At 30.6% G+C, this 26,564-nt stretch carries 27 protein-coding genes; 22 read left to right on the top strand and 5 right to left on the bottom strand.

Translation table 11 applies throughout. From position 1 onward, the window contains the following. The first annotated feature begins 21 nt into the window (after positions 1-21). The 7 genes from ACGHJ8_RS12290 to hslO all read left to right on the top strand — a co-directional run bounded on the left by ACGHJ8_RS12290 (position 22) and on the right by hslO (position 9,725). Positions 22-696: a response regulator transcription factor gene (locus ACGHJ8_RS12290; protein ID WP_087358294.1), complete on the top strand. Its 675-nt coding sequence runs from the start codon at positions 22-24 to the stop codon at positions 694-696. Beyond that, on the top strand, positions 693-2,591 hold the full coding sequence (locus ACGHJ8_RS12285; RefSeq protein ID WP_390540612.1) for an ATP-binding protein: 1,899 nt from the start codon (positions 693-695) through the stop codon (positions 2,589-2,591). The genes ACGHJ8_RS12290 and ACGHJ8_RS12285 overlap by 4 nt, the downstream gene beginning before the upstream one ends. 105 nt (positions 2,592-2,696) lie before the next feature. Continuing rightward, positions 2,697-4,883, top strand: a complete 2,187-nt coding sequence (locus ACGHJ8_RS12280) for a SpoIIE family protein phosphatase (RefSeq protein ID WP_390540611.1) — start codon at positions 2,697-2,699, stop codon at positions 4,881-4,883. Between the two features lie 70 nt (positions 4,884-4,953). Then, positions 4,954-6,189 carry a tRNA lysidine(34) synthetase TilS gene (gene tilS, locus ACGHJ8_RS12275; protein WP_211963043.1) on the top strand — a complete coding sequence of 412 codons (1,236 nt, stop codon included), beginning with the start codon at positions 4,954-4,956 and terminating at the stop codon, positions 6,187-6,189. 28 nt (positions 6,190-6,217) lie between these two features. Then, complete coding sequence (gene hpt / locus ACGHJ8_RS12270; protein WP_205090218.1) at positions 6,218-6,748, top strand: hypoxanthine phosphoribosyltransferase; 531 nt, start codon at positions 6,218-6,220, stop codon at positions 6,746-6,748. A gap of 15 nt (positions 6,749-6,763) precedes the next feature. After that, positions 6,764-8,722 carry an ATP-dependent zinc metalloprotease FtsH gene (gene ftsH / locus ACGHJ8_RS12265; protein WP_087358303.1) on the top strand — a complete coding sequence of 653 codons (1,959 nt, stop codon included), beginning with the start codon at positions 6,764-6,766 and terminating at the stop codon, positions 8,720-8,722. A gap of 130 nt (positions 8,723-8,852) precedes the next feature. Further along, entirely contained in the window at positions 8,853-9,725 is an 873-nt protein-coding gene (hslO, locus tag ACGHJ8_RS12260; protein WP_390540608.1) for an Hsp33 family molecular chaperone HslO, read from the top strand. A 165-nt stretch (positions 9,726-9,890) separates the two neighbouring features. On the opposite strand, the gene ACGHJ8_RS12255 is transcribed toward hslO, so the two are convergent. Then, entirely contained in the window at positions 9,891-10,454 is a 564-nt protein-coding gene (locus tag ACGHJ8_RS12255) for a biotin transporter BioY (protein WP_390540606.1), read from the bottom strand. Between the two features lie 260 nt (positions 10,455-10,714). Between ACGHJ8_RS12255 and dusB the strand changes: the two genes are divergently transcribed. Then, positions 10,715-11,713 (top strand): tRNA dihydrouridine synthase DusB, encoded by a 999-nt coding sequence (gene dusB, locus ACGHJ8_RS12250; RefSeq protein ID WP_205090230.1) that lies wholly within the window; start codon positions 10,715-10,717, stop codon positions 11,711-11,713. 11 nt (positions 11,714-11,724) lie between these two features. Next, entirely contained in the window at positions 11,725-12,696 is a 972-nt protein-coding gene (locus tag ACGHJ8_RS12245) for an Ig domain-containing protein (protein WP_390540604.1), read from the top strand. Between the two features lie 123 nt (positions 12,697-12,819). On the opposite strand, the gene ACGHJ8_RS12240 is transcribed toward ACGHJ8_RS12245, so the two are convergent. The 4 genes from ACGHJ8_RS12240 to ACGHJ8_RS12225 form a co-directional block, all read right to left on the bottom strand. Beyond that, the gene (locus ACGHJ8_RS12240) at positions 12,820-13,266 is read right to left on the bottom strand and encodes a hypothetical protein (protein ID WP_087358320.1); all 447 of its coding nucleotides are present in this window, start codon (positions 13,264-13,266) and stop codon (positions 12,820-12,822) included. Positions 13,267-13,286: 20 nt separating this feature from the next. Then, entirely contained in the window at positions 13,287-13,787 is a 501-nt protein-coding gene (locus ACGHJ8_RS12235) for a hypothetical protein (protein WP_087358322.1), read from the bottom strand. A gap of 93 nt (positions 13,788-13,880) precedes the next feature. Next, on the bottom strand, positions 13,881-15,707 hold the full coding sequence (asnB, locus tag ACGHJ8_RS12230) for an asparagine synthase (glutamine-hydrolyzing) (protein WP_087358324.1): 1,827 nt from the start codon (positions 15,705-15,707) through the stop codon (positions 13,881-13,883). Positions 15,708-15,784: 77 nt separating this feature from the next. Continuing rightward, positions 15,785-15,976, bottom strand: coding sequence for a hypothetical protein (locus ACGHJ8_RS12225; protein ID WP_087358325.1), 192 nt, complete (start codon positions 15,974-15,976; stop codon positions 15,785-15,787). Between the two features lie 151 nt (positions 15,977-16,127). Here ACGHJ8_RS12225 and ftsE point away from each other — a divergent pair, with 151 nt between their 5' ends. From ftsE to hisC, 13 genes are all read left to right on the top strand, one after another. After that, complete coding sequence (gene ftsE, locus ACGHJ8_RS12220) at positions 16,128-16,820, top strand: cell division ATP-binding protein FtsE (protein ID WP_390540601.1); 693 nt, start codon at positions 16,128-16,130, stop codon at positions 16,818-16,820. Further along, positions 16,807-17,712, top strand: a complete 906-nt coding sequence (ftsX, locus tag ACGHJ8_RS12215; RefSeq protein WP_390540599.1) for a permease-like cell division protein FtsX — start codon at positions 16,807-16,809, stop codon at positions 17,710-17,712. The genes ftsE and ftsX overlap by 14 nt, the downstream gene beginning before the upstream one ends. A gap of 39 nt (positions 17,713-17,751) precedes the next feature. Further along, positions 17,752-18,252 (top strand): AAA family ATPase, encoded by a 501-nt coding sequence (locus tag ACGHJ8_RS12210; protein ID WP_390540597.1) that lies wholly within the window; start codon positions 17,752-17,754, stop codon positions 18,250-18,252. A 67-nt stretch (positions 18,253-18,319) separates the two neighbouring features. Then, positions 18,320-18,877 (top strand): CDP-alcohol phosphatidyltransferase family protein, encoded by a 558-nt coding sequence (locus ACGHJ8_RS12205; RefSeq protein WP_205090244.1) that lies wholly within the window; start codon positions 18,320-18,322, stop codon positions 18,875-18,877. Positions 18,878-18,945: 68 nt separating this feature from the next. Then, positions 18,946-19,347, top strand: a complete 402-nt coding sequence (locus tag ACGHJ8_RS12200) for a hypothetical protein (RefSeq protein ID WP_087243859.1) — start codon at positions 18,946-18,948, stop codon at positions 19,345-19,347. Positions 19,348-19,376: 29 nt separating this feature from the next. Further along, entirely contained in the window at positions 19,377-19,556 is a 180-nt protein-coding gene (locus ACGHJ8_RS12195; protein ID WP_087298199.1) for a hypothetical protein, read from the top strand. A 68-nt stretch (positions 19,557-19,624) separates the two neighbouring features. Further along, a complete protein-coding gene (gene gpmI / locus ACGHJ8_RS12190; RefSeq protein ID WP_390540594.1) occupies positions 19,625-21,142 on the top strand; it encodes a 2,3-bisphosphoglycerate-independent phosphoglycerate mutase in 1,518 nt (505 codons plus the stop codon). A 114-nt stretch (positions 21,143-21,256) separates the two neighbouring features. Further along, entirely contained in the window at positions 21,257-21,844 is a 588-nt protein-coding gene (locus tag ACGHJ8_RS12185) for a hypothetical protein (protein ID WP_390540592.1), read from the top strand. Continuing rightward, the gene (locus ACGHJ8_RS12180) at positions 21,841-23,217 is read left to right on the top strand and encodes a hypothetical protein (protein WP_390540590.1); all 1,377 of its coding nucleotides are present in this window, start codon (positions 21,841-21,843) and stop codon (positions 23,215-23,217) included. Before ACGHJ8_RS12185 ends, ACGHJ8_RS12180 begins: the two co-directional genes overlap by 4 nt. 156 nt (positions 23,218-23,373) lie before the next feature. Further along, positions 23,374-23,841: a thioredoxin gene (locus ACGHJ8_RS12175; RefSeq protein WP_390540588.1), complete on the top strand. Its 468-nt coding sequence runs from the start codon at positions 23,374-23,376 to the stop codon at positions 23,839-23,841. Between the two features lie 3 nt (positions 23,842-23,844). Further along, positions 23,845-24,651: a zinc ribbon domain-containing protein gene (locus ACGHJ8_RS12170; RefSeq protein ID WP_211963079.1), complete on the top strand. Its 807-nt coding sequence runs from the start codon at positions 23,845-23,847 to the stop codon at positions 24,649-24,651. A gap of 73 nt (positions 24,652-24,724) precedes the next feature. Further along, entirely contained in the window at positions 24,725-25,507 is a 783-nt protein-coding gene (locus tag ACGHJ8_RS12165; protein ID WP_211963081.1) for a Cof-type HAD-IIB family hydrolase, read from the top strand. Continuing rightward, the gene (hisC, locus tag ACGHJ8_RS12160; RefSeq protein WP_211963083.1) at positions 25,504-26,559 is read left to right on the top strand and encodes a histidinol-phosphate transaminase; all 1,056 of its coding nucleotides are present in this window, start codon (positions 25,504-25,506) and stop codon (positions 26,557-26,559) included. Before ACGHJ8_RS12165 ends, hisC begins: the two co-directional genes overlap by 4 nt. The last annotated feature ends 5 nt before the right edge of the window (positions 26,560-26,564 follow it).

The following is a 26,564-nucleotide window of genomic DNA, read 5'->3' as shown; positions in this document are numbered from 1 at the left end:
TTATAAGTGGGGTGAATAGACATGAAAGTATTATTGATAGAAGATGAAAAACTGATTCGTCAGTTTATTGTGGAATATTTTCAAAAACAGGGTGAAGAAGTCATAGAAGCTAGTGATGGATATGAAGGTTTATCATTATTGGATGAAAGTTTTGATTTAATTTTATTAGATATTATGATGCCTGGTATTGATGGTTATGAAGTTTGTAAACAAGTCAGACAAAAAAATGATATACCGATTTTATTTATTAGTGCATTGAGTGATGATGATAATAAATTAAAAGGATATGATTTAGGAGCTGATGATTTTATTTCTAAACCTTTTACACCTTCATTATTATATGCCAAGTGTAATGCGTTATTAAAACGTTTTAAAAAAGATGAGCAACATGAAACCATGATTGAAGAAGGCATTCTGCGTATTAATGATGATACGCATGAAGTATTTGTAGATGGACAACAAACAGCTCTGTCACATAAAGAATATCAGATGCTTATTTATTTTATAGATAATAAACGTAAGATTTTATCACGAGATCAGCTGTTAGATCATATCTGGGGTTATGATTATTATGGTGATCAGAGAATTGTGGATACATATGTCAAAAAGTTAAGAAAGAAATTAAAAGAGGCAGCCCCTTATATTCAAACAGTGGTCAAGATTGGTTATATGTTTGATGTGAAGGAGTCAGTATGAAAAAATTAAACTTTAGTTTAATTATTAAAATTGCCTGTATTATTTTATTGGCTTTTATGGCTGTATTAGGGAATGAAATTCGTTTAGGAATAGAACGTTATATTAAAAATACAGTAGAAACAGATGCTGAGATTACGATTCGTAATTTAGATAAATTTGCGAAAAATTATCTGGAAAAAATAGCTGTTAATAAGGTGGATTTGTCATCTAAACAGTTTTCAAGATTATACCGTCATGCTCTTTCAGGAGATTTAACAAAAATTAAATGTCTGGTTGATAAAAATGGGCAAATACTAGATATGTCAAGAGATGGGGTTGATGGTCCAACATTATCATTAATTATAAATAAAAATGGAACCAATTATGCAACAAGTGTTGATTTTTCATCATTGAGTCAAAATGATTTAGATAAAGTAGAAAAACTGATTTTACAAAATCAAAATACAGAACTTGAAATATCTATTGATGTACATGTTGGATACTATAATCAGTATGATGATGAGATGCGCGATTTAGATTTTAAGACAATCACAATCAACGATCAAACGATTGTTGAACGACAGGTGAGTGGGGAAATCACTCATTTAGAAGGTGTTGCCAGTTCTTATATGAGTGCCAAGATGGAACTTGTGTTTCCTTATTCTGCTGATACATTATCTATGTCATCACAATTAAATCAAAAAGCATTATTAACAGATTATCACGATGCCTTTAAAGGACTTCAACAAAAAATCAAAAGAGAATTTCAGAAGTTTAAAGATTCTGGAAAAGAGTTTAATACATCCGTCTATGATTATACACAATATTATTTAATGAGTCCGTATGAATATAATGGGAAATATTATTCAACGATTATGATGCGTTTAGAAGATTGGAACACTGCATCAGAAATGGAAGATGAAGAAATAACTGTTGATGATGCGACAATTGGTTATATTTTTGTAACACAGGAATATAATAATTTACCTATGGATTCTTTTAAACAGTTTATGTATGATAATTCTTCTACATATATATTGGCTTTTATTTTAATCATTGTGATGTGTTTTGTAGTTGCGTATATGATTGTTAGACCGATTAAGCAATTAGAACTGGCAGCATGGCGTATTTCACGTAAACAATTTGATTATCCTATTGATACATCTCGTCATGATGAATTAGGGGATCTGGCAAGAGGTGTTGATAGAATGAGTAAAGAGCTTGAAAAAACAATTAATGATTTACATCAAGAGATTGATAGAGTTCAACAATTAGAAGTTGTTAGAAAAGAGTTTGTTTCTAACTTTACACATGAGATTAAAACACCTTTAGGTATTATTAATGGTTTTAGTGAGATGGTAGAATTAGAAAAAGATGAGAAAAAACGTAATGAATATATTGAAATCATTCAAAATGAAACCAAACGTATTAATGAACTCGTTTTAGCGATGCTGGATTTATCAAAGCTAGAATCACAAAATATGACATTGGATATGGAAGAAGTGGATTTATTAGATATTGTTGATGAAACATTAGAATCAATGGCTTGTTTATTTGAAAATCGTCATGTTCAGTTAATTACAGATTTGGATTCTAGTATTGTTGAAGCAGATCCATTTAAGATTGGAATGGTCATCACAAACTTTATTGGAAATGCTTTGCATCATAGTGAATCAGGAGAAAAAGTCATTATTCATTTAGATGAACATCGTTTTTCTGTAGAAAATACAGGCGCTTATATTCCAGAAGAAGATATAGAAAAAATATGGTTATCTTTCCACAAAGTAGATAAAGCAAGAAATGAAGGTGGAACAGGTCTGGGACTGGCAATATGTAAAGCTATTTTAGAGTTGCATCATTTTGAATATGGAGTGCAAAATACAAAACAGGGTGTTTTATTTTATTTTCGTTTTTAATGAAACCAGTGGTTGAAAGACTATTGGTTTTTTTATGTCAAGAACTTGAAAATATGACAAATAATTTAAATGAAAACCTCTATAATGAGTCTAGAGGTGGAAAAAATGGAACTGATTATCAATCCAAGTCGTGTTAAAAAAATCAAATATCAATTCGTCTTTTATATAACGCTTATATCTTTTCTAATGTCTATTGTTGATGTTTATTCAACATCATTATTATTTACACTCCCTTTTTTTTATGTGTGTTTTATGTGTGGGTATCCTGCTTTATTGAGTTATTTTATAGGGATATTGATAGGTGTCATTGTTTTACAGGTTCCTTATGAATTGCTTTTCATTAGTGGTATAGCGTTTCTTATTTTAGAATTCTGTTTATTATTTCAATCTATGAAATCACGCTATGTGCCTTATCTTTTAACACTTATTGGGGGTATTTATTATGCTTATGTTCAAATAGATTTGCTTTCTACTTTATTGTTGACAATCCTTACTTATATCAATACCCTTATTTTTACATCATTGACTCCTTTATTAATGCATGGTGAATCAGATTTGTTGACACATGAACGAATGAAATCCTTAACTGTCATTATTTTGATATGTACAATGGGGTTATTACCTTATTCACATATATCAACAATGATTTTGATTCGTATCTTTATATTGATTATGATCTATCATGAATGTTTGGATGATTTATTACCGGGATTATTTTATGGCTCTATGTTGATGTTGTTGATGAATTTAAGTTACAAAGATGATATCTTATCTTTTTTATTACCATTGTTCTTTTTCTATATGATTCCCTGTCATAAAAAAGCAACCATTGTTTCTTTATATTTTGTATCACATCTTATCTTACCTTTCTTTCTTGAATTTCAATATACTTATCATGGTTTCATTGTTGTGGTGAGTGGACTTATATTTTTGATTTTACCTATTCGCCATGATCAGACAGTGCTTTCTTCAAGCTATCAGGAAATGACTTTTAAACAACAGCTATCTAAACAGGTTGATTCTTTTTGTCGTTTATTTGAACAAATGACTGCTTTATTTACAAGAGCACCAGCACCTAATCGTTCTTTAGAATATATTGGTTATATCTATGAGGATATGTGCCAGAATTGTTCTAGTCAGACAACTTGTTTTCATAAAAAATATGGTCCACATCGTTTGGTTAAACTCATGAACAAAGGTTTAAAAGAACATTATAGTGAAACAGACGAAGATTTTATTTATCAATATTGTTTAAATCCAGAAAAATATTTAAATTTAGTGAATCAATATCGTAAAGATTATCGTAAAATTCAAAGAGTTCAAGAAGAATATAAAGCTATGAAAAATGATTTGTATCATCAGTTTTCTTTATTGAATCATGTTTTTCATCAATTCTCTCATCAGTTGGAAATAGGACATATTGAAGAAAAACATATTTATGAACATATGGAAGGTTATCATTTTCAGTTAGCTCATTTAAAAAAATATTATGAATCACAATCTGTTTATTATCTGGAAATAGGTATTTATGATATCACAAGAGAAGAAATTGAAAATGAATTTATTCCTATTTTAGAATCATATTTAAATGAAACATTGGATGTAGAAATTATGAAAACCCCGATGCATCAGTTAGGTTATACATATTTAGTATTAAAACATCATACACGTTATTTTGTTCAATATGGAGTTTGTCAATGTGCCAAAGAAAGTATTGCCTGTGGGGATAGTTATATGATGTTTTCAATGAATGAAAATGATTATTTTGCTTTAAGTGATGGTATGGGTCAAGGACAAAAAGCCAGTGATGATTCAAAGTTGACACTGGATGTGATGAAACAATTGATCATGAATGGTATATCATTAGATGATACAATTCAATCGGTTAATGCTTTATTGAAAATAAAGAATCGTAATGATATGTTTACAACCATGGATATGATGGAAATTAATCTGGTGAGTGGAATGACAACTTTTATTAAATATGGGGCTTGTCCAACGTATATTTTAAGAAATCATGAAATTCTAGAAGTAGAATCAAAGACCTTACCAATGGGAATTGTTTCTCCTTTAGAAACAGTGATTCAAAAACAGACTTTAAAAGAGAATGATATAATTTTTATGGTGAGTGATGGTTTTTCTGGACATTTTTATGAGTTCTTGAAAGAAAATGAATATTTGATTGGTGATGATCATCCTAAGGATATTGCTCATTTATTGATGTCTTTAGCGAATGATGAACAACGAAATGATGACATGACAATTATGGTTTTAAAATTATGTAAGCAATAATCCCAAAATATTGGGATTTTTGTTTTGGAATTGGAATTTCTTTGATATAATGTCTTCATGGAGTGATAACATGAATTTAGAATTATTGGATCGTTCAAAATATTATATTATTGGTGTATCTGGAGGTTGTGATTCGATGTATCTTTTAGATACATTAAGAAAACTAGGCTATCATTTATTAGTGGCACATGTAAATTATAATTTTCGTCATGACAGTTATCTCGATTATGAACTGGTCAGTGATTATTGTGCCACTTATGGGATTCCTTTTTACTATAAAGAATATCATTCACAAGATTATCATCAGGGCAATTTTCAAAATCAGGCAAGAACATTAAGATATAATTTCTATAAAGAAATTTATGATTTGTATCAAGTGGATGGTGTGATTTTAGGACATCATTTAGATGATCATATAGAAACGATTTATATGCAGTTATCGCATCATAATACAGTTCACTACTTAGGGATTAAACAGGAAACACATGTTCAAAATATGCGTATTATCAGGCCTTTAATGTGTTTATATAAACAAGATATTTTAAAAAGATGTCAAGAAAGAAATATCCCTTATCATGATGATTATACCAATTTTGAAACTGATTTTGAAAGAGATCGTGTGCGTAATACTATCTTAAATCAGTATACTTTAAAACAAAAAGAAGAACTGATTCAAAAAGCCAAACAACATAATCAAAGAATCAAAGAATTAGAGTTTAAAGTTGAACCTTATTACCAACAATATAAAACAGATGGTATCATATATTATTATTATATTCCTAAAGCGTTAAGAGAAATCTTTCTTTATTTAATTCTACGTGATGTGATGCCAACACAATTGATTTCTTATGCTTTGATTCAAGAAATCAGACATCAGATAGATAGTGTCAAACCAAATATTCAAATGAATCTACCAGTTAATTATCTGTTCATAAAAGAATACGATAATATCTACATCATTGATAAAGATAAAACAAAAGGTTATAGTTATGAATTTCGAGAATATATGCCTTTTGGCTGTGAATATTTCCATTTATTAGATAGTGGACATATCAATGAAGGGGTTTTTCTATCTCCAGAAGATTACCCTATTACCATCCGTACGATGAAAGAAGGCGACAGCATTATGACTTCTTCAGGGACTAAAAAAGTTTCACGTCTATTTATCAATGCGAAAATTCCTGCTTTAAAAAGAAAAACATGGCCAATTGTAGTCAATCGTGAAGGAACGATTGTATTGGTTCCACATATTGCAAAAAACATTGATTATTTGACTACAAAACCAAATGTATTTGTGATAAAATAGAGAGGCTTATTATAAGGAGTGGAGAAGTATGCATAAAGATGTTAAAGAAATTTTATATACACAACAACAAATTGCTGAAAAATGTCAGGAATTAGCGACAATGATTAATCATGATTATCATGATAAAGAAGTGATTTTAGTGGGTTTATTAAAAGGATCAGTTCCTTTTTTGGCAGAGTTATCTAAATATATAGAAATAGATGTAACTTTTGATTATATGGATGTCAGCAGTTATGAAGGTGTTGAATCTCGTACGATTACAATCAAAAAAGATTTGGATCAGGATGTCAAAGGAAAAGATATTTTACTTGTTGAAGATATTTTAGATACAGGAAAAACTTTAACGACTGTCAAAGCGATGCTTGAAGAACGTGGAGCAACATCAGTAGAAATTGTAACAATGCTTGATAAAAAAGAAGGTCGTACTTATCCAATTGAGGCTAAATATGTTGGATTTGAAATTCCAAATGCTTTTGTGATTGGATATGGATTGGATTTTAATGAAAAATATCGTCAATTGCCTTATGTAGGTATTTTAAAAGAAGAATGTTATCAGTAGTGAAAAGGAGATTGTATGAATAATAAGAATAAAAGTTTAATGAAGGCTATATTGCCTTGGATTCTTGTCATTATTTTATTGAGTTCACTTGTTCCTTTGCTTAATATGGGAAGAACAAATGAAGTCAATTATACACAATTTACACAGATTCTTGAAGAAGAAAAAGTGACTGAAATGTCAGTGATGCCGGGAATCTATGTGACAAGTGTTGAAGGACAATATACAAAAACAGAAGAAGGTAAAGAGGTTAATTACACATTTAAAACAAATGTTCCTCAAACAGATCAGGAGTTAGATTCTTTAATTCAATTAATGGAAGATAAAGGAATCACAGTGCAAATTAGAGATGCCAAGAGTGAAAATATGCTGGTAGATACATTGCTTAGCTTACTACCATATATTTTATTGATTGGTGTGATGTTCTTTGTCATGAGAAGTATTGGAGGTGGCGGTGGAGCCAATGCCAAAGCCTTCGATTTTGGAAATTCTCGTGCAAAATTAGAAAAAGACAGCAAGACAAGATTTACAGATGTTGCTGGAGCAGATGAAGAAAAAGAAGAATTAAAAGAATTAGTAGATTTCTTAAAGAATCCTAAGAAATTTGCAAATATGGGTGCAAAAATTCCTCGAGGTGTCTTACTTGTAGGGCCACCGGGTACAGGAAAAACATTACTGGCAAGAGCAGTGGCTGGCGAAGCCAACGTGCCTTTCTACTCTATTTCTGGTTCAGAATTCGTAGAAATGTTTGTTGGTGTTGGTGCTGGACGTGTGCGTGATATGTTCAAGAAAGCAAAACAGAATGCACCATGTATTATCTTTATTGATGAAATTGATGCAGTTGGACGTCAAAGAGGAACAGGTGTCGGTGGTGGACACGATGAACGTGAACAGACATTGAACCAGTTGCTTGTTGAAATGGATGGATTTAGTGGTAATGAAGGAATTATCATTTTAGCGGCTACAAACCGTGCTGATGTCTTAGACCCTGCATTGCTTCGTCCGGGACGTTTCGATAGACAAATTCAAGTGGCTAATCCAGATAAAAAAGCCAGAGCTGAAATCTTACGTGTTCATGCACGTAATAAGAAATTTACAGATGATGTGAATTTTGAAAACATTGCACAACGTACACCGGGATTCTCTGGTGCTGAACTTGCGAATGTTTTAAATGAAGCAGCATTGTTAGCTGTTCGTTTAGGACATAAACGTATTACTTTAGATGATGTGGATGAAGCGATTGACCGTGTCATCGGTGGACCAGCTAAGAAATCACGTAAATATACTGAAAAAGAAAGAAAATTGGTAGCTTATCATGAAGCTGGTCATGCGATTATTGGATTGACTTTGGAAGATGCCAATAAAGTTCAAAAAGTCACAATTATTCCAAGAGGTCAAGCTGGTGGTTATAATTTAATGACACCTAAAGAAGAAACATACTTCCAGACAAAATCACAGTTAATGGCAAGTATTACTGGATTTATGGGTGGACGTGTTGCTGAAGAAATTTTCTTTGGTGATGTTTCTTCAGGAGCTCATAACGATATTGAACAGGCTACACGTATCGCAAGAATGATGGTTACTGAATTAGGAATGTCTGAACTGGGACCTATTAAATATGATTCTGGACATGATGCTGTGTTCTTAGGTAGAGATTATTCTTCTACAAGCAATACACATTCTGGACAGATTGCCTATGAAATTGATCAGCAGGTACGTAAGATTATTGATGAATGTTATAACCAATGTCGTCAAATTATCAATGAACAAAAAGATAAATTGATTACGATTGCTGATGCATTATTAGAACATGAAACATTAAATAATGAACAAATTGAATCATTATATAATACAGGACATATGTTAGTTTTAGATAACGGTGAAGATAATCATGATGATCATCAACAGATGCCTCCAGTTGAGGAGAAGAAAGATCCTGTTAATTTAGATGATGATTTATTAGATGAAATGAAATAAGCACTTATGTGCTTATTTTTGTAAGAGGAGAAAATCATGAAAAGAAGTACAATGAGTAAATTACTGGTTATCATTATTATTGCTTGTATGGTGATACCTTTAATCAGTTATTTTGCATTTGGAGGTTAAAATGAAAGATTATTTAGTCAGAGGAATAGTAGAATCAAAGAACTGTCGTGTCTTTGCATGTACAACAAAACAATTATTGGAAGTGGCAAGACAAAAACATGATTTGTGGCCAACGGCTTCAGCTACGTTAGGACGTTTTATGTCAGCAACTTTTATGTTGGCAGCCATGAATAAAAATCATGAAAAAATGACTGTCACAATGAATGGTGGAGGAAATATCGGAACAATTATGGCTTGTACAAACAGTGATGGGAAAATTAAGGCATTTGTTGGAAATCCACATGTTCATTACACTTATGAAGATACTGGAAAGCTAGGTGTGGGACTTGCAGTAGGGAATCAAGGGACTTTGCAGGTTATTAAAGATATGGGATTAAAAGAACCATTTGTTGGAACTGTGCCTATTCAAACAGGTGAAATTGGTGAAGATTTTTCTTATTATTTTATGGTTTCTGAACAGATTCCTTCGGTTGTATCATTAGGTGTTCTTGTTGATACGACAAATGAGATTTTATCTAGTGGTGGTTTTATTATTCAGCTTTTACCAGAAGCGAGTGATGAAGATATTTCTTATATTGAAGAAAAAATGAGAAATTTCCCAGCAGTATCTGCATTATTAAATGAAGGACATACACCAGAAGAAATACTACAGATGATTTTTGAAGATGTGAAGATTTTAGATAGTCAAGATTTATTTTTTGAATGTGACTGTTCTAAGGAAAAAATGAAAAATGCATTGATGACAGTTGGAAAAGATGAAATTCAAGCTATGATTGATGAAGATCATGGTTGTGAAATGACATGTCAGTTCTGTAATTCAAAATATAGTTTTAGTGAAGATGAACTTAAAGAGTTGTTAGATGAATTTAATTAATAAGAAACAAAAAGAAGGTACAAGGGGAAGTACCTTCTTTTTTTGGGGTTTACCAATATTAGGAATATAACTTCGATAACTTACATCTATTTTATATGGGGAGGAAAAATAGAGGGGAAAGTGTAAGTTATCTGTATATATGTTTGACTCATTTTTGAGTATTATTCATTTTTTTATAATTTTTTTTAATCTGTTCACACATACAAAAGAAAGAGCAATTTTGATAAGATCAGGAATTATAAATGGAATGACACACCATACTAAAACAACTGATAATGCAACTGGTCCTGTTGTTTGTGTATAAACCATCATAAACCAGAATGTGCCAAAACTATAACAAATCAATAAACCAATAAGCATTGAAATGATAAAAATGAAATGACGGTTTCCAAATACACTTTCGATAAACCACATAAATAATGCAGAGAATAGAAAACCGATAATATACCCACCACTTGTCCCTAGAATAGCTCCTAGTCCACTAGAAAAACTCGCAAAGACAGGGATGCCTATGATTCCTAATAAAATATAAACAAATATAGCTATTGTAGCTCTTTTGCCTCCAAGTAAACCAACAGTTATAAAAATACCCATTGTCTGTAAAGTAAAGGGAACAGTTGCAGGAATAGTTATCCATGAACAGATAGCAATGAAAGCTGCAAACAGACCTATATAGATAATATCTTGCACTTTATAAACTTGTGAAACTGATTTTATATTTTCCGACATACATCCTCCTCTAACAAGGCATAAGAATAACAGGGTTTATGTTTATTGTCAACTTAAAAGCTAATTTTACTTTACAATAATAATAAAAAAAGAAGATTCCTATAAGAATCTTCATAAAAAATATTAAAAATGGGAGAGGGAAAAATATTATTTTATAAATGAGAATTATGTTTTTATATCGCCTCCTTGTTTTATAATATATCAAGCTTTTATCTTTGTATTTTCAAAAAAGTATGTTATATTGTGTTATGGTGAAAATTATGAAAATTGGAAATGTAGATATTAAAAATAGAATTATTATGGCTCCAATGGCAGGAATTACTAATGTTGCCTTTAGAAAAATTATTAAGGAGTTTGGAGCAGGGCTAGTTGTAAGTGAAATGGTGAGCGATAAAGCTTTATGTTATGGTAATCAAAAGACAATTGAGATGTTGACAATTGATGAAGATGAACATCCTGTCAGTATACAGATTTTTGGTGGAGATGTTGATTCAATGGTACAGGCTGCCAAGTTTATAGATGAACACTCTAACTGTGATATTATTGATATTAATATGGGGTGTCCAGTTCAAAAAGTATTAAAAGCACATGCAGGAAGTTACCTATTGCAGTATCCAGATTTAGTTTCTGATATTGTAAAAAATGTTGTAGAAGCAGTTAGTAAACCTGTGACAGTAAAAATTCGTATTGGCTATGATTTTGATTCTATTAATTGTGTTGAAATTGCCAAGCTGATTGAAAAAGCAGGAGCCAGTGCGATTGCGGTTCATGGGAGAACACGTTCACAAATGTATGAAGGACATGCTAACTGGGATTATATAAGACAAGTCAAAGAAGCAGTATCTATCCCAGTTATTGGTAATGGAGATGTCAAAACAGCACAAGATGCAAAACGTATGTTAGATGAAACTGGGTGTGACGCTGTAATGGTTGGTAGAGCAGCACTTGGGAATCCTTGGGTTATCCAGCAGATGGTTCAATATGTTGAACATGGTATATTATTAGATGAACCAACGATTGATGAAAAACTTGATCAATGTCTTGCACATGCGAAAAGGTTACTCAAAGTTGAAGGAGAAAAGAATGCTATCAGACAAATGCGTGGTCATGCACCTTGGTATATGAAAGGATTGAAATCTGCAAGTGCTATTAAAAATCATTTATCCAAAATTAATACTTATCAAGAATTAGAGGATATTATTGAAAATTATCGTTATTATTTACATACAGGGGATAAAACTATTTTTGAAGAAAGATAGGGAAAAACGATATGGGAAAATTAATTAAGAGAATAATTTTAGCTATTTTAAGTGTGTTTGTTATTGTATGTGTTATAGGAATTGTTTTTGGAAACAAACAGGATTTTGATTTGGTAAAAGATGCATTAAGTTTGGAATATGGAGAAACATTGCCAGAAAATTTTGATGATTTTATTGATACAGATGGTGATATTAAAAATATCGAATACAGCAGTCAAGATATAGGTGATTTTAAGGATATTTTAAATGTTGGAGAATATACAGTTGATTTTCAACTAGGGGATAAAAAGGAAACGTTACATATTTCAGTTAAGGATACAACAGCTCCTCAGTTGCAATTACAAGAATCAGCATCAACTTTACAAAATCATACTATTGATTATGAGAAATGTTTATCTATACAAGATTTATCAAAGTGTGACATCATTATTAATGATGATGAGGTGAATTATAATGCACCCGGTAAATATATAGCTAAAGCTATTGTTAAAGATCAATATCAAAATCAATCAACAATAGACATACCAGTTATAATTGAAGAAGTCACTTTACAAGCTTCAAATTCTTCAATAACTTTACAACCAAACGAAACACAAACATTAGAGCTTAAAACCAATAGTCATCATGCTATTACATATTCATCAAGTAATCCAGATGTTGTTACAGTAGATGAAGCTGGTCATATTTGTGCCTTAAAATCAGGTTCTGCAACTATAAGTGCTAGTGTTGATGGTCATACACAAACATGTCATATTACTGTTCCATCTACTCAAAAAAAATCAACCACATCGCATCATGTAACACATCATTCTTCAAAGAATGAAACAACATCAAATACTAATGTGGGAGAAACAGTTTATATTACAAAAACTGGTAATAAATATCATCGTGCGGGTTGCCGTTATTTAAGAAAAAGTCAAATTGATATTTCATTAAGTGAGGCTAAAAATGAAGGCTATACAGCATGTAGTGTATGTTTCTAAAATATAAAAATGAATGAATATACAAAAAGAGATTTTAAAAATGATCGTCATTTAAAAAATCTCTTTTTTGATTGCTTACTTATCTTAAAAATATATAGATGATGATTGGGTGTTTTAAAGTATTTATATCTCTCCTTCATCATCTTCCTTTTCATTGTTTGTTTGAATATATTGTTCAATAATAGAATCAGAGTAACTTAACAGATGACCAAAAGCATAAGCAATTTCTATTCTTGATTGATGATATTGATGATTCAAAATAGATTGTTTTTTACGTTCTTTTAAAGTAATATATTCTTCTATATATTTCTTTTCTTTATAAAAGATAATATTATAAGTGTTACGATTAAGTGAATAAGGAAATAAATCAGTAATTAAAGGATCATCATCTAAGTAATAATGTGTCTGATATTTATTTGTTATAGCATTGACAAAAGGAATATAACTATCTCTATTCTCTTTTGTTGTACAGGGATGAGCTAAAGCTATATGTTTCATACCAGCTTTTACCATTTCGTTAAAACAATCAATCACTCCACATTGATAGGAATATGTATCTATTTGTTTCATTTCAACCATACCTTTTTTGTTTACATCATGTCTTGCTTGTTTAAATCAAAATCTTTATAGTATTTAGAAAATAAATTCTTTTCTTTGAGTTCATAAACTTGGTTGTCCATATAATAATAAGATTCACCATTTTGAAAATAAATATCCAATACAGTCTGTGAATTTCTAATATTATCTCTCATAATAAAAGATTGATTTGTTTGTGTTGTTCCAAAGAGGATCATCGGAATACGCGTGTATAAATGAAACATTTCAACAGGTCTTCTTACACTTGTATGAAAAGTAGGGTTCATAATTTTTGAGTCACCTGTATGTGATTCAAGAATATGAATGACATCTTCAAAGTTATTTTGTAATGGAAATGATAAGCAACTTCCTTTTGGTTGAAGGTCCTCTTTAGATATTTTCAGTTTCTTATGATACTGATAATCAGTCATTTCTATCACTTTTTGTTTGGCTAATGTTTTAAAAACTAGATAACCTTCTACTTGATTATCTAAATAAAGATCATATAAAGTCATTGTCATTCCTCGCTTTCACTATTTATTTTACTATATATAAGATGATGAATCTACAATTATTTCTTAAAGCAAAAAAAACACTAGACTTAGGATCTAGTGCTTATATTCTTCAGCAAAGAATACTTGATGCCATAATGAGAAACAATAAACAGTCCATATTTTTTTATAATAGTCATGTTTATGATTTTTATGATCTTCTAACATAGAAAGTAATTTTTGATCATCAAAAAGCTGTTTAATAATAGGTGTCTGTAAACCATCATAGACTTTTTGATAAAGATCATCTTCACGCATCCATTCACGTAATGGAACAGGGAAACCTAATTTCTTTTTCTTATAGGCTTCATTAGGGATGACTTTTTTAGCGGCTTGTCTTAATAAGACTTTTGTATTTTCCTTTGTGACTTTTTGATTATCTTTTAATTGACTGGCAATTTGGAAAACTTCTTTATCAGTGAAAGGAACACGACTTTCGATAGAGTGTGCCATTGTCATTTTGTCACCTTTTTGTAAAATATCTTTAATAAACCATGTCTGTAAATCAAAAGCTTGTCTTTTTTGAATATTTGTGGCTTTTTTAACATTTTCAAAAACATTTCCAACAATATCCTGATGACTATGTAAATGACTTATATCTCTTAATAAATGTTTACAATCATTATCAGAGAAAACAGGATTGACACCGACATAATAATCTTCAATACGTTCACCATTTCTAATTAAAAATGGAACTCCCTTAAAAGTAGGCAAATGCTTACAAAGAGATGCGATTGCATGTCTGATAAAGAATGGCAATTTACCATAGATACCACTATCAATATCGCCTCTATAAGTATTGTAACCACCAAAGAATTCATCAGCTCCTTCACCAGATAATACAACTTTGACATCTTGACTGGCAAGTTGACTGACAAAGTATAAAGCAACAGCTGCAGGATCGGCTGTAGGTTCATCTAAATGATACATAATTTTTGGTAAGACTTCTAAATATTCTTCTTTTGTAATAATCTTGCTTTTGTTTTCAATACCTAACTGTTGTGTTAAATCTTTCGCATAATTAATTTCATTATATCTTTCATCGTTGTATCCGACTGTATAAGTATGTTGAGGTCTAGCTAATGAAACAAGATATGATGAATCAATTCCACTACTTAAAAAAGAACCAACTTCAACATCAGCGATTAAATGATGTTTGATAGAATCTTTCATAATCTGATCAATAGCTTGAATCATTTCCTGATCTGTTTTATATTGATCTTTAAAAGCTATAGAATAATAGCGTTTGATTTCAATTGATTGATTTTTATAGATAAGATAATGACCAGGTAATAATTGTTTTACATTTTTAAAGAAAGTTTGTTCGCCAGCCACATAATTCATTTTTAAATAAATATCTAAAACATCTGTATTTAATTCTTTATGAAAATCTGGATGATCTAAAAATCCCTTAATTTCACTGGCAAATAAGAAATGTTGAGGATCATCATAATAATAGAAAGGCTTAATTCCAAAATGATCTCTGGCACAGAATAATTCATGTGTATCTGTATCATACAATGCAAAAGCAAACATTCCTCTTAAATAATTCACAACATCATAACGATATTCTTGAAATCCATGTAAAATAACTTCCGTATCACTATGTGTTAAAAAGACATGTCCTTTATTTTCTAAATCTTTTTTTAATTCTAAATAATTATATATTTCCCCATTAAAAACAATTACTAAGTTATTTGATTTCATGGGTTGCTGTCCACCAGCTAAATCAATAATAGATAAACGACGATGACCTAAAGCAACATAATCATCAATAAACTGTCCTTCACCATCAGGACCTCTATGAGCAATACGATTCATCATCTTTTTTAATATTTGACTGGCATTTTCATTGGTTGGCGCAAATCCAACAATTCCACACATTCTCATCACATCCTTCGTGAAAGCATTATAACACGCTTTTTTGTATAAACAAATAAAAAAGTAAAGAAAAAGAGGACTTAATCCTCTTTCACATCAACATATAATTCAACATACCCACATTTTTTACATAAAGCAGCCTTAAGAGAATATTCTTTTTTCTTAAGATTTTCATTTTTTTCAATCAATGTAAAATCACTGATTGGTTGAGCCGTATCTTTAATATAACAGTTTTCTTTCATTTCATCATGACATCTTGGACATTTTCTCATGTATACCACCTCTTTAATATTATTATACAAAAAATGAAAAAGAAAACAAAGAAAAACAAAAAAACGAATAATAATGATTTTACAAGAAAACCATTATTTCCCATTTTATTCATCAAAATATATGTTATAATATGTCGAGGAGTGTGATAGAATGATTAAACTTGAAAATGTAACAAAAGTTTATAAAACCGGCGTAAGAGCTGTTAATAATATGAATGTCGATATTGGTGAAGGAGAATTTGTTTATGTTATAGGGCCTACGGGAGCTGGAAAATCAACATTTATTAAGTTATTATATCGTGAAGAAAAAGCCAGTTCAGGAAAGGTCATTGTTGCAGGGCAGGATGTTTCTAAGATTAAGGATAGAAAAGTTCCTTATTTTAGAAGAAATATTGGTGTTGTTTTTCAAAACTTTAGATTATTACCTAAGAAAACTGTTTTTGAAAACGTTGCTTTTACATTGGAAGTCACAGATACACCTAAAGTCCAAATTAGAAAAAAAGTACGTAGAACATTAGAATTAGTTGGTTTGGAAGATAAAGCCAATGCTTTTCCTCATGAATTATCTGGTGGTCAACAACAACGTGTCGCTATTGCTAGAGCGATAGTCAATAGTCCTAAAGTTTTGATTGCTGATGAACCAACAGGAAACCTTGATCCTGATACTTCAAATGAAATTATTGAATTATTAGAGAGAATTAATGAAGTGAATCATACAACTATTTTAGTTGTGACACATGATAAAGAAATTGTTCAAAAGCATAAAAAGAGAACCATTTTGATTGAAGATGGATGTATTAAAACAGATACAAGTGCAGGAGGTTATGTTGATGGATTTCATTAGTTGTATAAAAAACTTTCCAAAACATTGTAAAACAGCATTTCAGAATATTTGGCGTAATGGTGTGATGTCTGCATCTTCTATTTTTGCTGTAACGATTACTTTATTGTTGATTGCAGTCATTGGTGTGATTGCGATTAATGTACAAGATATGACTTACAGCATTGAAGATAGTTTGACGATTTATGTTAAGATGGATCGTGAAATTAGTGATAAAGAAGCCCAAGAGATTTTACCAGAGATTGAAAAGATTGATGGTGTCAAGAAAGCAACTTTTTCTTCTAAGGAAAATGAATTGGATAAAATGATAGAAATGCAAGATGAAGATGGAAAGAAATTATTTGAAACTTATCGTGAAAATAATCCATTAGGAGCTGCTTATGTTGTAGAAGTCAAAGATGCTAAGGAAATTGATACTGTGGCTGATAAGATTAGTGCTTTAGACCATGTCAATGATGCCACTTCTGGAGGGGCATCTACGAATTCTTTAGTGAATAGTCTGGAAACTATTCGTAATGGTGGAGCTGTATTTGTTGTTGGTTTAACAGTAGTCGCTTTATTTATGATTGCTAATACGATTAAAATTACAATTACATCAAGACAGACAGAAATCAGTATTATGCGTATGGTAGGAGCTAGTAACTGGTACATTCGTTTGCCATATATGCTAGAAGGTGTCTTTATTGGTTTATTAGGTGCTATTATTCCTATTCTGGTTGTTTATTTTGGATATAATTGGATTTATAGTGGAGCAGCTGATTTTTTACCAGCAATGGTATCTATGCGTGAACCATTTCCATTTATTTGGCAATGTGCTGGTATCATGATTGCATTAGGTTGTGGTGTTGGTTTAATTGGAAGTTTTGTTTCGGTAAGAAAGTTCTTGAAATTCTAGGCTTTAGGTGATATCCTAAGGCCTTTTTTGGAGGTTATGATGAAAAAATTAATAATGATAGGTGGAACAATGGGTGTTGGCAAAACAACAGTGAGTCACTTATTGAAAAAAGAATTGAATCATAGTGTGATGTTAGATGGGGACTGGTGCTGGGATATGCATCCATTCATTGTTAATGATGAAACAAAAAAGATGGTGATGGATAATATTGTTTATCAGTTACAGTCTTTTATTCATTGTTCAGTTATTGAAAATATTATTTTTTGTTGGGTATTACATGATCAAAGTATTATTGATGAGATTTGTCAAAGACTGGATACTTCTCAGTGTCAGGTTTATTCTATTTCACTTCTTTGTGATGAAGACACATTAAGACAACATCTTCAAAAAGATATTGATTTAAAAATAAGAGATGAGAGTGTTATTGAAAGAAGTTTAGAACGTATGGGACATTATCATGATCTTTTGACATATAAGATTGATATTTCTTCTTTAAGTCCAAAAGAGATTGTTGAATGTGTTCTTGATTATATTCAATAACAACATACGTTTGACTTCATTATCTATTTTCCTTATAATAGGGAATATATAAAGGCAGGGACATATGATGTTTACAAAGAAAGAAATTTTTAGTATTCCAAATATATTATGTTATTTTCGTATATTACTCGTACCCGTATTTTTATGGGCATATTTTGATTTACAATCGGATGAGGGGCATTTTGTAGCGGCAATTATCTTGGTACTATCAAGTTTAAGTGATTTTTTTGATGGATTCATTGCCAGAAAATGTCATATGATTACAGAACTCGGTAAACTGATTGACCCTGTGGCTGATAAATTGACACAGTTTGTAGTGGCATGTACATTGATGTATACTTATCCAGCCTATGCATGGCTGGTTGCGATTATTGTATTGAAAGATGGTATGCTGTTGTTTGTAGGATATTATATTTATCGTAAAAAAGATAAACATCTTTCTCAGGCTCAAATGCCTGGTAAGGTTGCAACAGCTGTATTCTTTATTGTGTCTATTATTCTGGTTGCTTTTTATATTCCTGGAACCATGATTTCATCAATTTTGATTTATTCAACGCTTATTTTAATGATTATTGCGATGATTTATTATGGGCATGGTTTATATCGTTTATATCGTGAGAATTAAAGGCTTTTATAGCCTTTTTTCTATGCTTTCTTTTATGAATTCTGTATAATAAAAATAGGTGATATATTATGGGAAATAAAAGAGAATTAAAACGTTTATGTTATATGGAAGCTTTGGAAGATAATGTGGTTGGAGTAGAGATGATTTTAAATAGATTTAATCAGATTGATAATAAAAAAGGTGTTTTTGATTCTTATATTTTAACACATGATCGTACCAAAGCTATTTTGGATTTAGAATTGTCACTGGCTACACTTTGTATTTTACTTAGAAAGATGTCTGAAAACTTGATGGTTGTTATACCATCAGAATTACGACGTGATATTAATAGTATTATTCATTCTAATCGTTTTGAATACAATCGTTTAGAAGTTATTGTTTATTCACAAAAAGGGAGAGAACCAGTAGATTTAAGAGGGTTGCTTCGCTTTTGTCATTCAGTGCTTGATAGTGACAAAGTTCGTAAATAAGGGATGTTAAAATATCATTGGTGATGACAATGAATTTAAGAAAGAATATAGGTATCATTATGATGATGTTAGGTGTGATTTTAACGATTAATCATGAACAACAAAATGAGTTTATTCAACAGCTGGAAACAAGTATCAAGGCTTATTGGCCTCTTGTTATTAGTTTTATAGGTATCTATATGATTTCTACACCTAGAAAAAGAAAATAAAATGTATATATAACTTTATTTTTTAAGTCAAATTTTGTATAATGAACGCGTATGGAGGTATAGAGAATATGAAAAAAAGACCTGTAGTTTTATGTATTTTAGATGGGTATGGATTAACTGATCGTGTCGATGGAAATGCGGTAAAATTAGCAAATACACCTAATTTAGATGATTTAATGGCTATGTATCCAACAACAACTTTAAAAGCTTGTGGAAATGCGGTTGGATTACCTGAAGGACAAATGGGGAATAGTGAAGTTGGACATTTAAATATTGGGGCTGGAAGAATTGTTTATCAATCATTAACACTTATTAATAAAGCTGTAGAAGATGGAACATTCTTTACAAATGAAGCTTTCTTAAAAGCAATTCAACACGCTAAAGATAATGATTCAAAATTACATATTTGGGGATTATTATCAAATGGTGGTGTTCATTCTTCAAATGAACATATCTATGCTTTATTAAAACTTGCAAAAGATCAAGGATTAGAAAAAGTTTATGTTCATGCATTCTTAGATGGTAGAGATGTAGCTCCAGATAGTGGTGCTGATTTCGTACAAGAATTACAAGATAAGATGAATGAAATCGGTGTAGGTCAAATTGCTTCTATCTCTGGAAGATATTATGCTATGGACAGAGATAAAAGAATGGATCGTATTGAATTAGCATATAACGCATTAATTGGAAAATCTGGTGAAACTTATAGTAATCCAGTTCAATATGTCAAAGATTCATATGCGAAAGAAGTTTATGATGAATTCGTGATTCCTGGATATAATCCAGATACAAATGGTGCTATTGCAGATAATGATGCGATTATCTTTGCAAACTTTAGACCAGATAGAGCTATTCAAATGTCTAATGTGTTCACTGCTGATGTTTATGATAACTTTAAACCAGCTGATAAACCACAAAATATTCACTTTGTATGTATGATGAGATATGCTGATACTGTTAATGGAGATATTGCATTCCATTCATTAGATTTATCTAATACTTTAGGTGATTATTTATCAGCACAAGGATTAAAACAATTAAGAATTGCTGAAACTGAAAAATATGCTCACGTGACATTCTTTATGGATGGTGGTGTTGATAAAGAAATTGAAGGAGCAACTCGTGTTTTAATTAATTCACCAAAAGTTGCCACTTATGATTTACAACCAGAAATGAGTGCATATGAAGTCAAAGATGCATTAATTGCTGAATTAGATAAAGATATCTATGATGTTGTGATTGTCAACTTTGCTAACTGTGATATGGTTGGACATACTGGAATTATTCCAGCAGCTATTAAAGCAGTCAGTGTAGTTGATGAATGTGTTGGAGAAGTTTATGAAAAAGTGCTTGAACTTGGTGGAACAATGTTAATTACTGCTGATCATGGTAATAGTGAAAGATTATTAGATGAAGAAGGAAATCCATTTACAGCACATACAACAAATCCAGTACCTTTAATTCTTACAAATACACACTTAGAATTAAAAGAAGGTGGAAAGTTAGGAGATTTGGCTCCAACAATCTTACAGTTATTAGGATTACCAATTCCTAAAGAAATGACTGGAGAAAGCTTATTAAAATAATAGAAATGAAGGCTAAGACGAATCAAAACGTCTGGCCTTTTTTTTGTAGACAACATGAAAATAAGTCTATCTATGTCAAAATATGATATAATAAGTAAAAGGGAGGGGTTTATTATGAAACCAAAATTAAAATATGCTCCATTTGCTATTGCTTCTGCAATAGTGAGCATAATCGCTTTGATTGGAACATATATAGTGTATTCATCACTTAATCAATTAATGAATGGAGAGGGGGATTATTTTTCAACGTTATCAGAATTCTCAATAAGTTCTTTATCCAATGGTGCAAAACTCTTTGGGTTTGGATGTCTTGCTGTTGCCGTTGTTTCGCTTATACTTATTGTTTACTTTATTTTTGAAGAAAGAAAGTTATCAATTATAGTAACAGGTATTGTTGGAATCATTGAATTTATATTGTTTGTTCATTTCTTTGATACAATTGGTTCAGCATTATCCAATATTGGTTCTTATTTATTTGGATCTGATTTTTCTTATAATGATATTATAGGTTCAATGCATAGCAGTCTTTTATTAGTTTTGCTGGCATCTTTGATTGGTACAGTGATCAATATTATCATCCTTTTACAAATGTATCATGTGATTCATATTTCTTTTTTACAACCTTATATGCCTTCTTTACAAAAACAGATTCAAACAGTTGTTGAAGAGGCAAAGCAGGATGAAGGAGGCGAATCACAATGAAAAAAACATATACTTTTAAACCATTATGTTTATTGGTTATTATTTTTGATGCAATTCTATCCATCAGTTTATGGAGAATGTTGTCAATTGTAGGAAATTTTTTAACTGCACTCACATCTTTATCAAGTATTCTAAGAGTCTTGCTCTTTTATTTGTTAGGTGTTTTAGGTGTGATTGTTATGACTGTGTTTCTCTATCTTTATTATGTAAAGATAGAAAAAGCAAAGGGTATTCTTTTTGATGCGATTGCCCATACATTACTTGCTGTTTATTTTGGATTACAGCTTTTGGGTTTTGGAAATGGTCAGACATTATCAGCAAATGATAGTTTGTTTAACATTATTGCTTTATTTGTTCTTGTTTTGGTTGTAATACATGTTTTTGTGATGTTAAGACTTGATGATATGATTCATGTCACACTTTTAGATGCTTATTTACCAGCAGGAAAAAATCAGATGACGCAATCTCAAATAGTTGAAGAATCAATACAGGATATATCATCTGTTCAAGACGATTCACAAGAACATAAGGAACCACCCATCACCAAAGAAAAAGCAGTTGCATTTTTTAAAACGAAAAATGGTAAAATAGTCATTGGTGTGATTGGAGCGATTGTGATTGCTTTTGGTGGATATAAAATTTGGGATACTTTCTTTAATAAGACAGTTATTGATGCGTTTATGAATGTGACAGTATCTTTTGATGGTTATAATACTAAAGGAGAGGCACATGTTGAAAATGCAGGTATTGATTATGATATGACTAATGAAGATTTGGCACAATTTGTAGGAGATATTTCATTTGAAGTTGAAAAAAATGGAACACTTTCTAATGGTGATCAAGTCACTGTAAAAGCTGTTTATTCCAAGGAAACAGCAAAACAGTTGAAAGTCGTTTTAAAAGAAGAAACAAAACAATTTGATGTCAGTGGTTTGACTGTGAAATATCAAAGTGTTTCAGAAATTGATCAGAAACTGTATCAACAAGCCTACAATAAAGCGATTGAAGAATCAAAAGATGTATCAGCATTCAATGAAGATACACAGGAAACATTTTATAAAGCCTATTATGTCAAATCACAAGAAGAACAATTAGATTATCAAAGAAACTATTTGATTTTTGTATTTAATGAAACATATCAAAGTTATGATTATACAAAAAATCAAGATGTTGAAAAAAAGAGATATGCTTGTTATTATACGGAATTTGATTCAAGTTATAATCCAGATGAAGTCTATATGACACATTCTTATTTATATAATGATTTATATACGTATGTAGAAAACGAAAGTGATATTATTCCAGCTTTACAAAGAAAATCTATTACTGATTATGGTTTGTCACAAATTGAAGAAGTTAATATCTCTATTTAAAAAGAATAAATCATGAAAAGTTAATACAAAGTTTAAATATTCATGTTAGATTGAAAAAGAAATGATTTGACATGAATATTTTTTGTGTTATATTAAACAAAAGTGGTGATGAAATTGAAAAAGTGGATTTGCTTGTTTATAACGTGTTTTTTGTTGATGGGTTGTCAAACAGTGAAGACGGAAAAAATAAGTGTTGAAGGAATCCAGACTATTCCTTATGAAGAATTAAATGAATTACTTAATGATGATGTCACTTTTTTGTTATATATTGGTAGACCGGATTGTGGTGATTGTCAGGAGTTTTATCCTGTTTTGGAAGAATATGTTAAACAACATGATGGAACAGGTTTGTATTATTTAAATATTAAAGAATATCGTGATCGTGCCCGTGATAAAGATGCTTCGCAGGAAGAAAAGGATTTTTATGAAAATCTTTATGAGAGGCTTGATTTTGACTGGACACCAACCATTCAAAAAATAACGAATGGAAAGATTGTGGAAAGTTATCAATATTTGGATGAAGATTATTTTGATATCAAAGATCGTCAAAAACAATTAGAGGAAAAACAGGCGTTTTTAGATGAATTTGAGATATTTATGAATACATATTTTGAGGAGGAATAAGGTATGAAGAAATGCCCGAGATGTGGACATGACTTAAAGGATGATGAGAATTTTTGTTCTCATTGTGGTTTGGATTTAAGAAATCATTATCACCATCGTAAATCCAATAATAAAGCTATGACTTATTTGTTGTATGTGATTATTTTCTTTTCGTTTATTACAATACCTTTGTTGTATAGTCGTATTTTAAGTGGAATGACAGGTTATGAAACAATTCAACAAAATGAGAAAATAGCTTTACCAGCTATAGAGGGAGAAGCAACGGCTTTGATTGCCAGTTATGATACATTGGCTGATTTTCAAAATCAGTTTACGAATGTTGATGGTATTGTAGAAAAGATTCAACAATATGAAGATTCATTAGCTCAAAAACAAGAAGGTTCATGGACAAAATCTTATGTCATTCAGATTACTAATAATTATAACATTTATTATGATTTGACTTATCAGGTTGCAGTGGATGAGCATACAACACTTCAAATAGAACGTTCTTTTGATCGAGCTCATAGTTACAATGATGAAAAAATCACAATGATAAAAAACGATATAACAACATTTGAATCTTTATTCTTATCAGATTCACAACAACAACTTTTTCAAAAGTTTTCTGGTTCACAGGATACAACAACACAATTAATGAATGATTTTCAAAAACGTCAAGATGAATTTGAAAAGAAAAAAGAAACACTAGGACATTATGGTATGGGTAATTATGATGGACAATCTTCTTTTGTTGTGTATCCACAACAAAAAAGTTTTCAGTCAAAATTAACTTATGTACATACGCCTCAAGAATATATTGATGAATAAAGAGGGCTCAGCCTCTTTTTTCTTTGCAAAGATAAAGATATTGGATATAATAGGAAACAATAGGTGATGTATGATGAAAATGTTAATAAGTGATATTGATGGAACATTAATCAAAGAAGATCAAAATATCAGTCAATCTAATGTAGATTATATGCATGAATTACAAAGACAGGGACATAAAATAGCTTTATGTACAGGGAGAAATCGTTTTGAAATGCAGTGGGTTTTAGACACTGTTACTTTTCCTTATGATTATCTTATATTAAATAATGGAGCACTCATTTTAGATAGGAATCATCAGATAATCTATGAAAAGATGATTGATGGAGATGTTGGCAAAGCTGTTTTGGACTATATATCCAATTTTAAAGAGCTGGATTATTTTTATAGTGATGGAAATAGCAGTTATGGATATGAAAATGGTTATTATATAGAACGGATGATAAAACAGTTTCAACATATTGATGATATATTTTATCAAGATTCATCGTGTTTTGAAATTATTTCTTTTTGTCAAAGAAATCATCAGATGGATATCAGTCAACAATGTTTTGAATATATTCAAAATCATTGGCATCAACAGTTAAGCATTTATTATAATTTACATTGTGTAGATATTGTCGCAAAAGGTTGTTCTAAAGGAAATGCAGTGATATGGTTATGTCAGCATTTAAAAATAGATCACCAGCATATCTATGCGATAGGTGATTCCTATAATGATTTATCAATGTTAGAAAAAGTAGAGAATAGTTATACATTTCATTATGCTCATGATGATATCAAAACAGTGATACCACGACATGTTCATTATGTTTATGAAGTCATTCAAAAAATGTTAGAGGAGGAAAAAATATGAGTTGGCAAGATAAATTAAGAAAAGTTGATCCCTATATTGCAGGAGAGCAACCACGTATTCAAAATCTCATTAAATTAAATACAAATGAAAATCCCTATGATCCAGGTGAAAAAGTAAAAGATGCTATCAAACAGTTTGATTCATCACAATTATCTTTATATCCTAGACCGGATGCTGATGAATTAAGAAAGGCTTTGGCTCAATATCATCATTTAAATGAAAATCAAGTTTTTATTGGTAATGGTTCTGATGAAGTTTTAGCACTCATCTTTTTAACGTGCTTTAATGGAAAAGAACCCGTGTTATTCCCTGACATTAGCTATTCTTTTTATCCAGTATACTGCAAGTTATATCAGATTCCTTATCATCAGATACCATTAAATAATCACTTTGAGATTGTCTGCAGTGATTATTATCAACCAAATTCTGGTATTATTTTTCCAAATCCTAATGCTCCAACAGGTATGTGTGTATCATTAGAGATGATTGAAGATATTTTAAAACATAATTTAGAGAGCATTGTGGTTATTGATGAAGCTTATATTGATTTTGGGGGACAAACTGCTGTTCCATTGATTCAAAAATATCCGAATTTATTAATCACACAAACATTTTCTAAATATCGTTCATTAGCAGGAATTCGATTGGGTGTTGCTTTAGGAAGTCAAGAAGTCATCGCAAGATTATATGATGTGAAAAATTCATTTAATTCTTATCCTATTGATCGTTTAGCACAAGTGATTGGGTTAGCTAGTATGGAAGATAGTGGCTATATTCAAGAAAATGCACAAAAGATTATGCAAACAAGAATGTATACACAAAAAGCATTGAAAGACTTAGGATTTGAAATGACTGATTCAAAAGCTAATTTTATTTTTGTGAAACATCCTCATTATGATGCTCAAAAGCTTTTTCAGCAGTTAAGAGAAAGGGGGATATTGGTTCGTTATTTTCCACAACCAAGAATTGATCAATATTTAAGAATTACGATTGGAACACAAACACAGATGGAAACACTCGTACAACAAATCAAAGATATTTTACAAGCATAACAGTA

It is taken from the genome of Massiliimicrobium timonense (assembly GCF_042850985.1).
GTDB lineage: Bacteria > Bacillota_I > Bacilli_A > Erysipelotrichales > Coprobacillaceae > Allocoprobacillus.
Note: the sequence above shows the minus strand (reverse complement) of the source record. Positions and strands in the feature narration are given on the sequence as shown.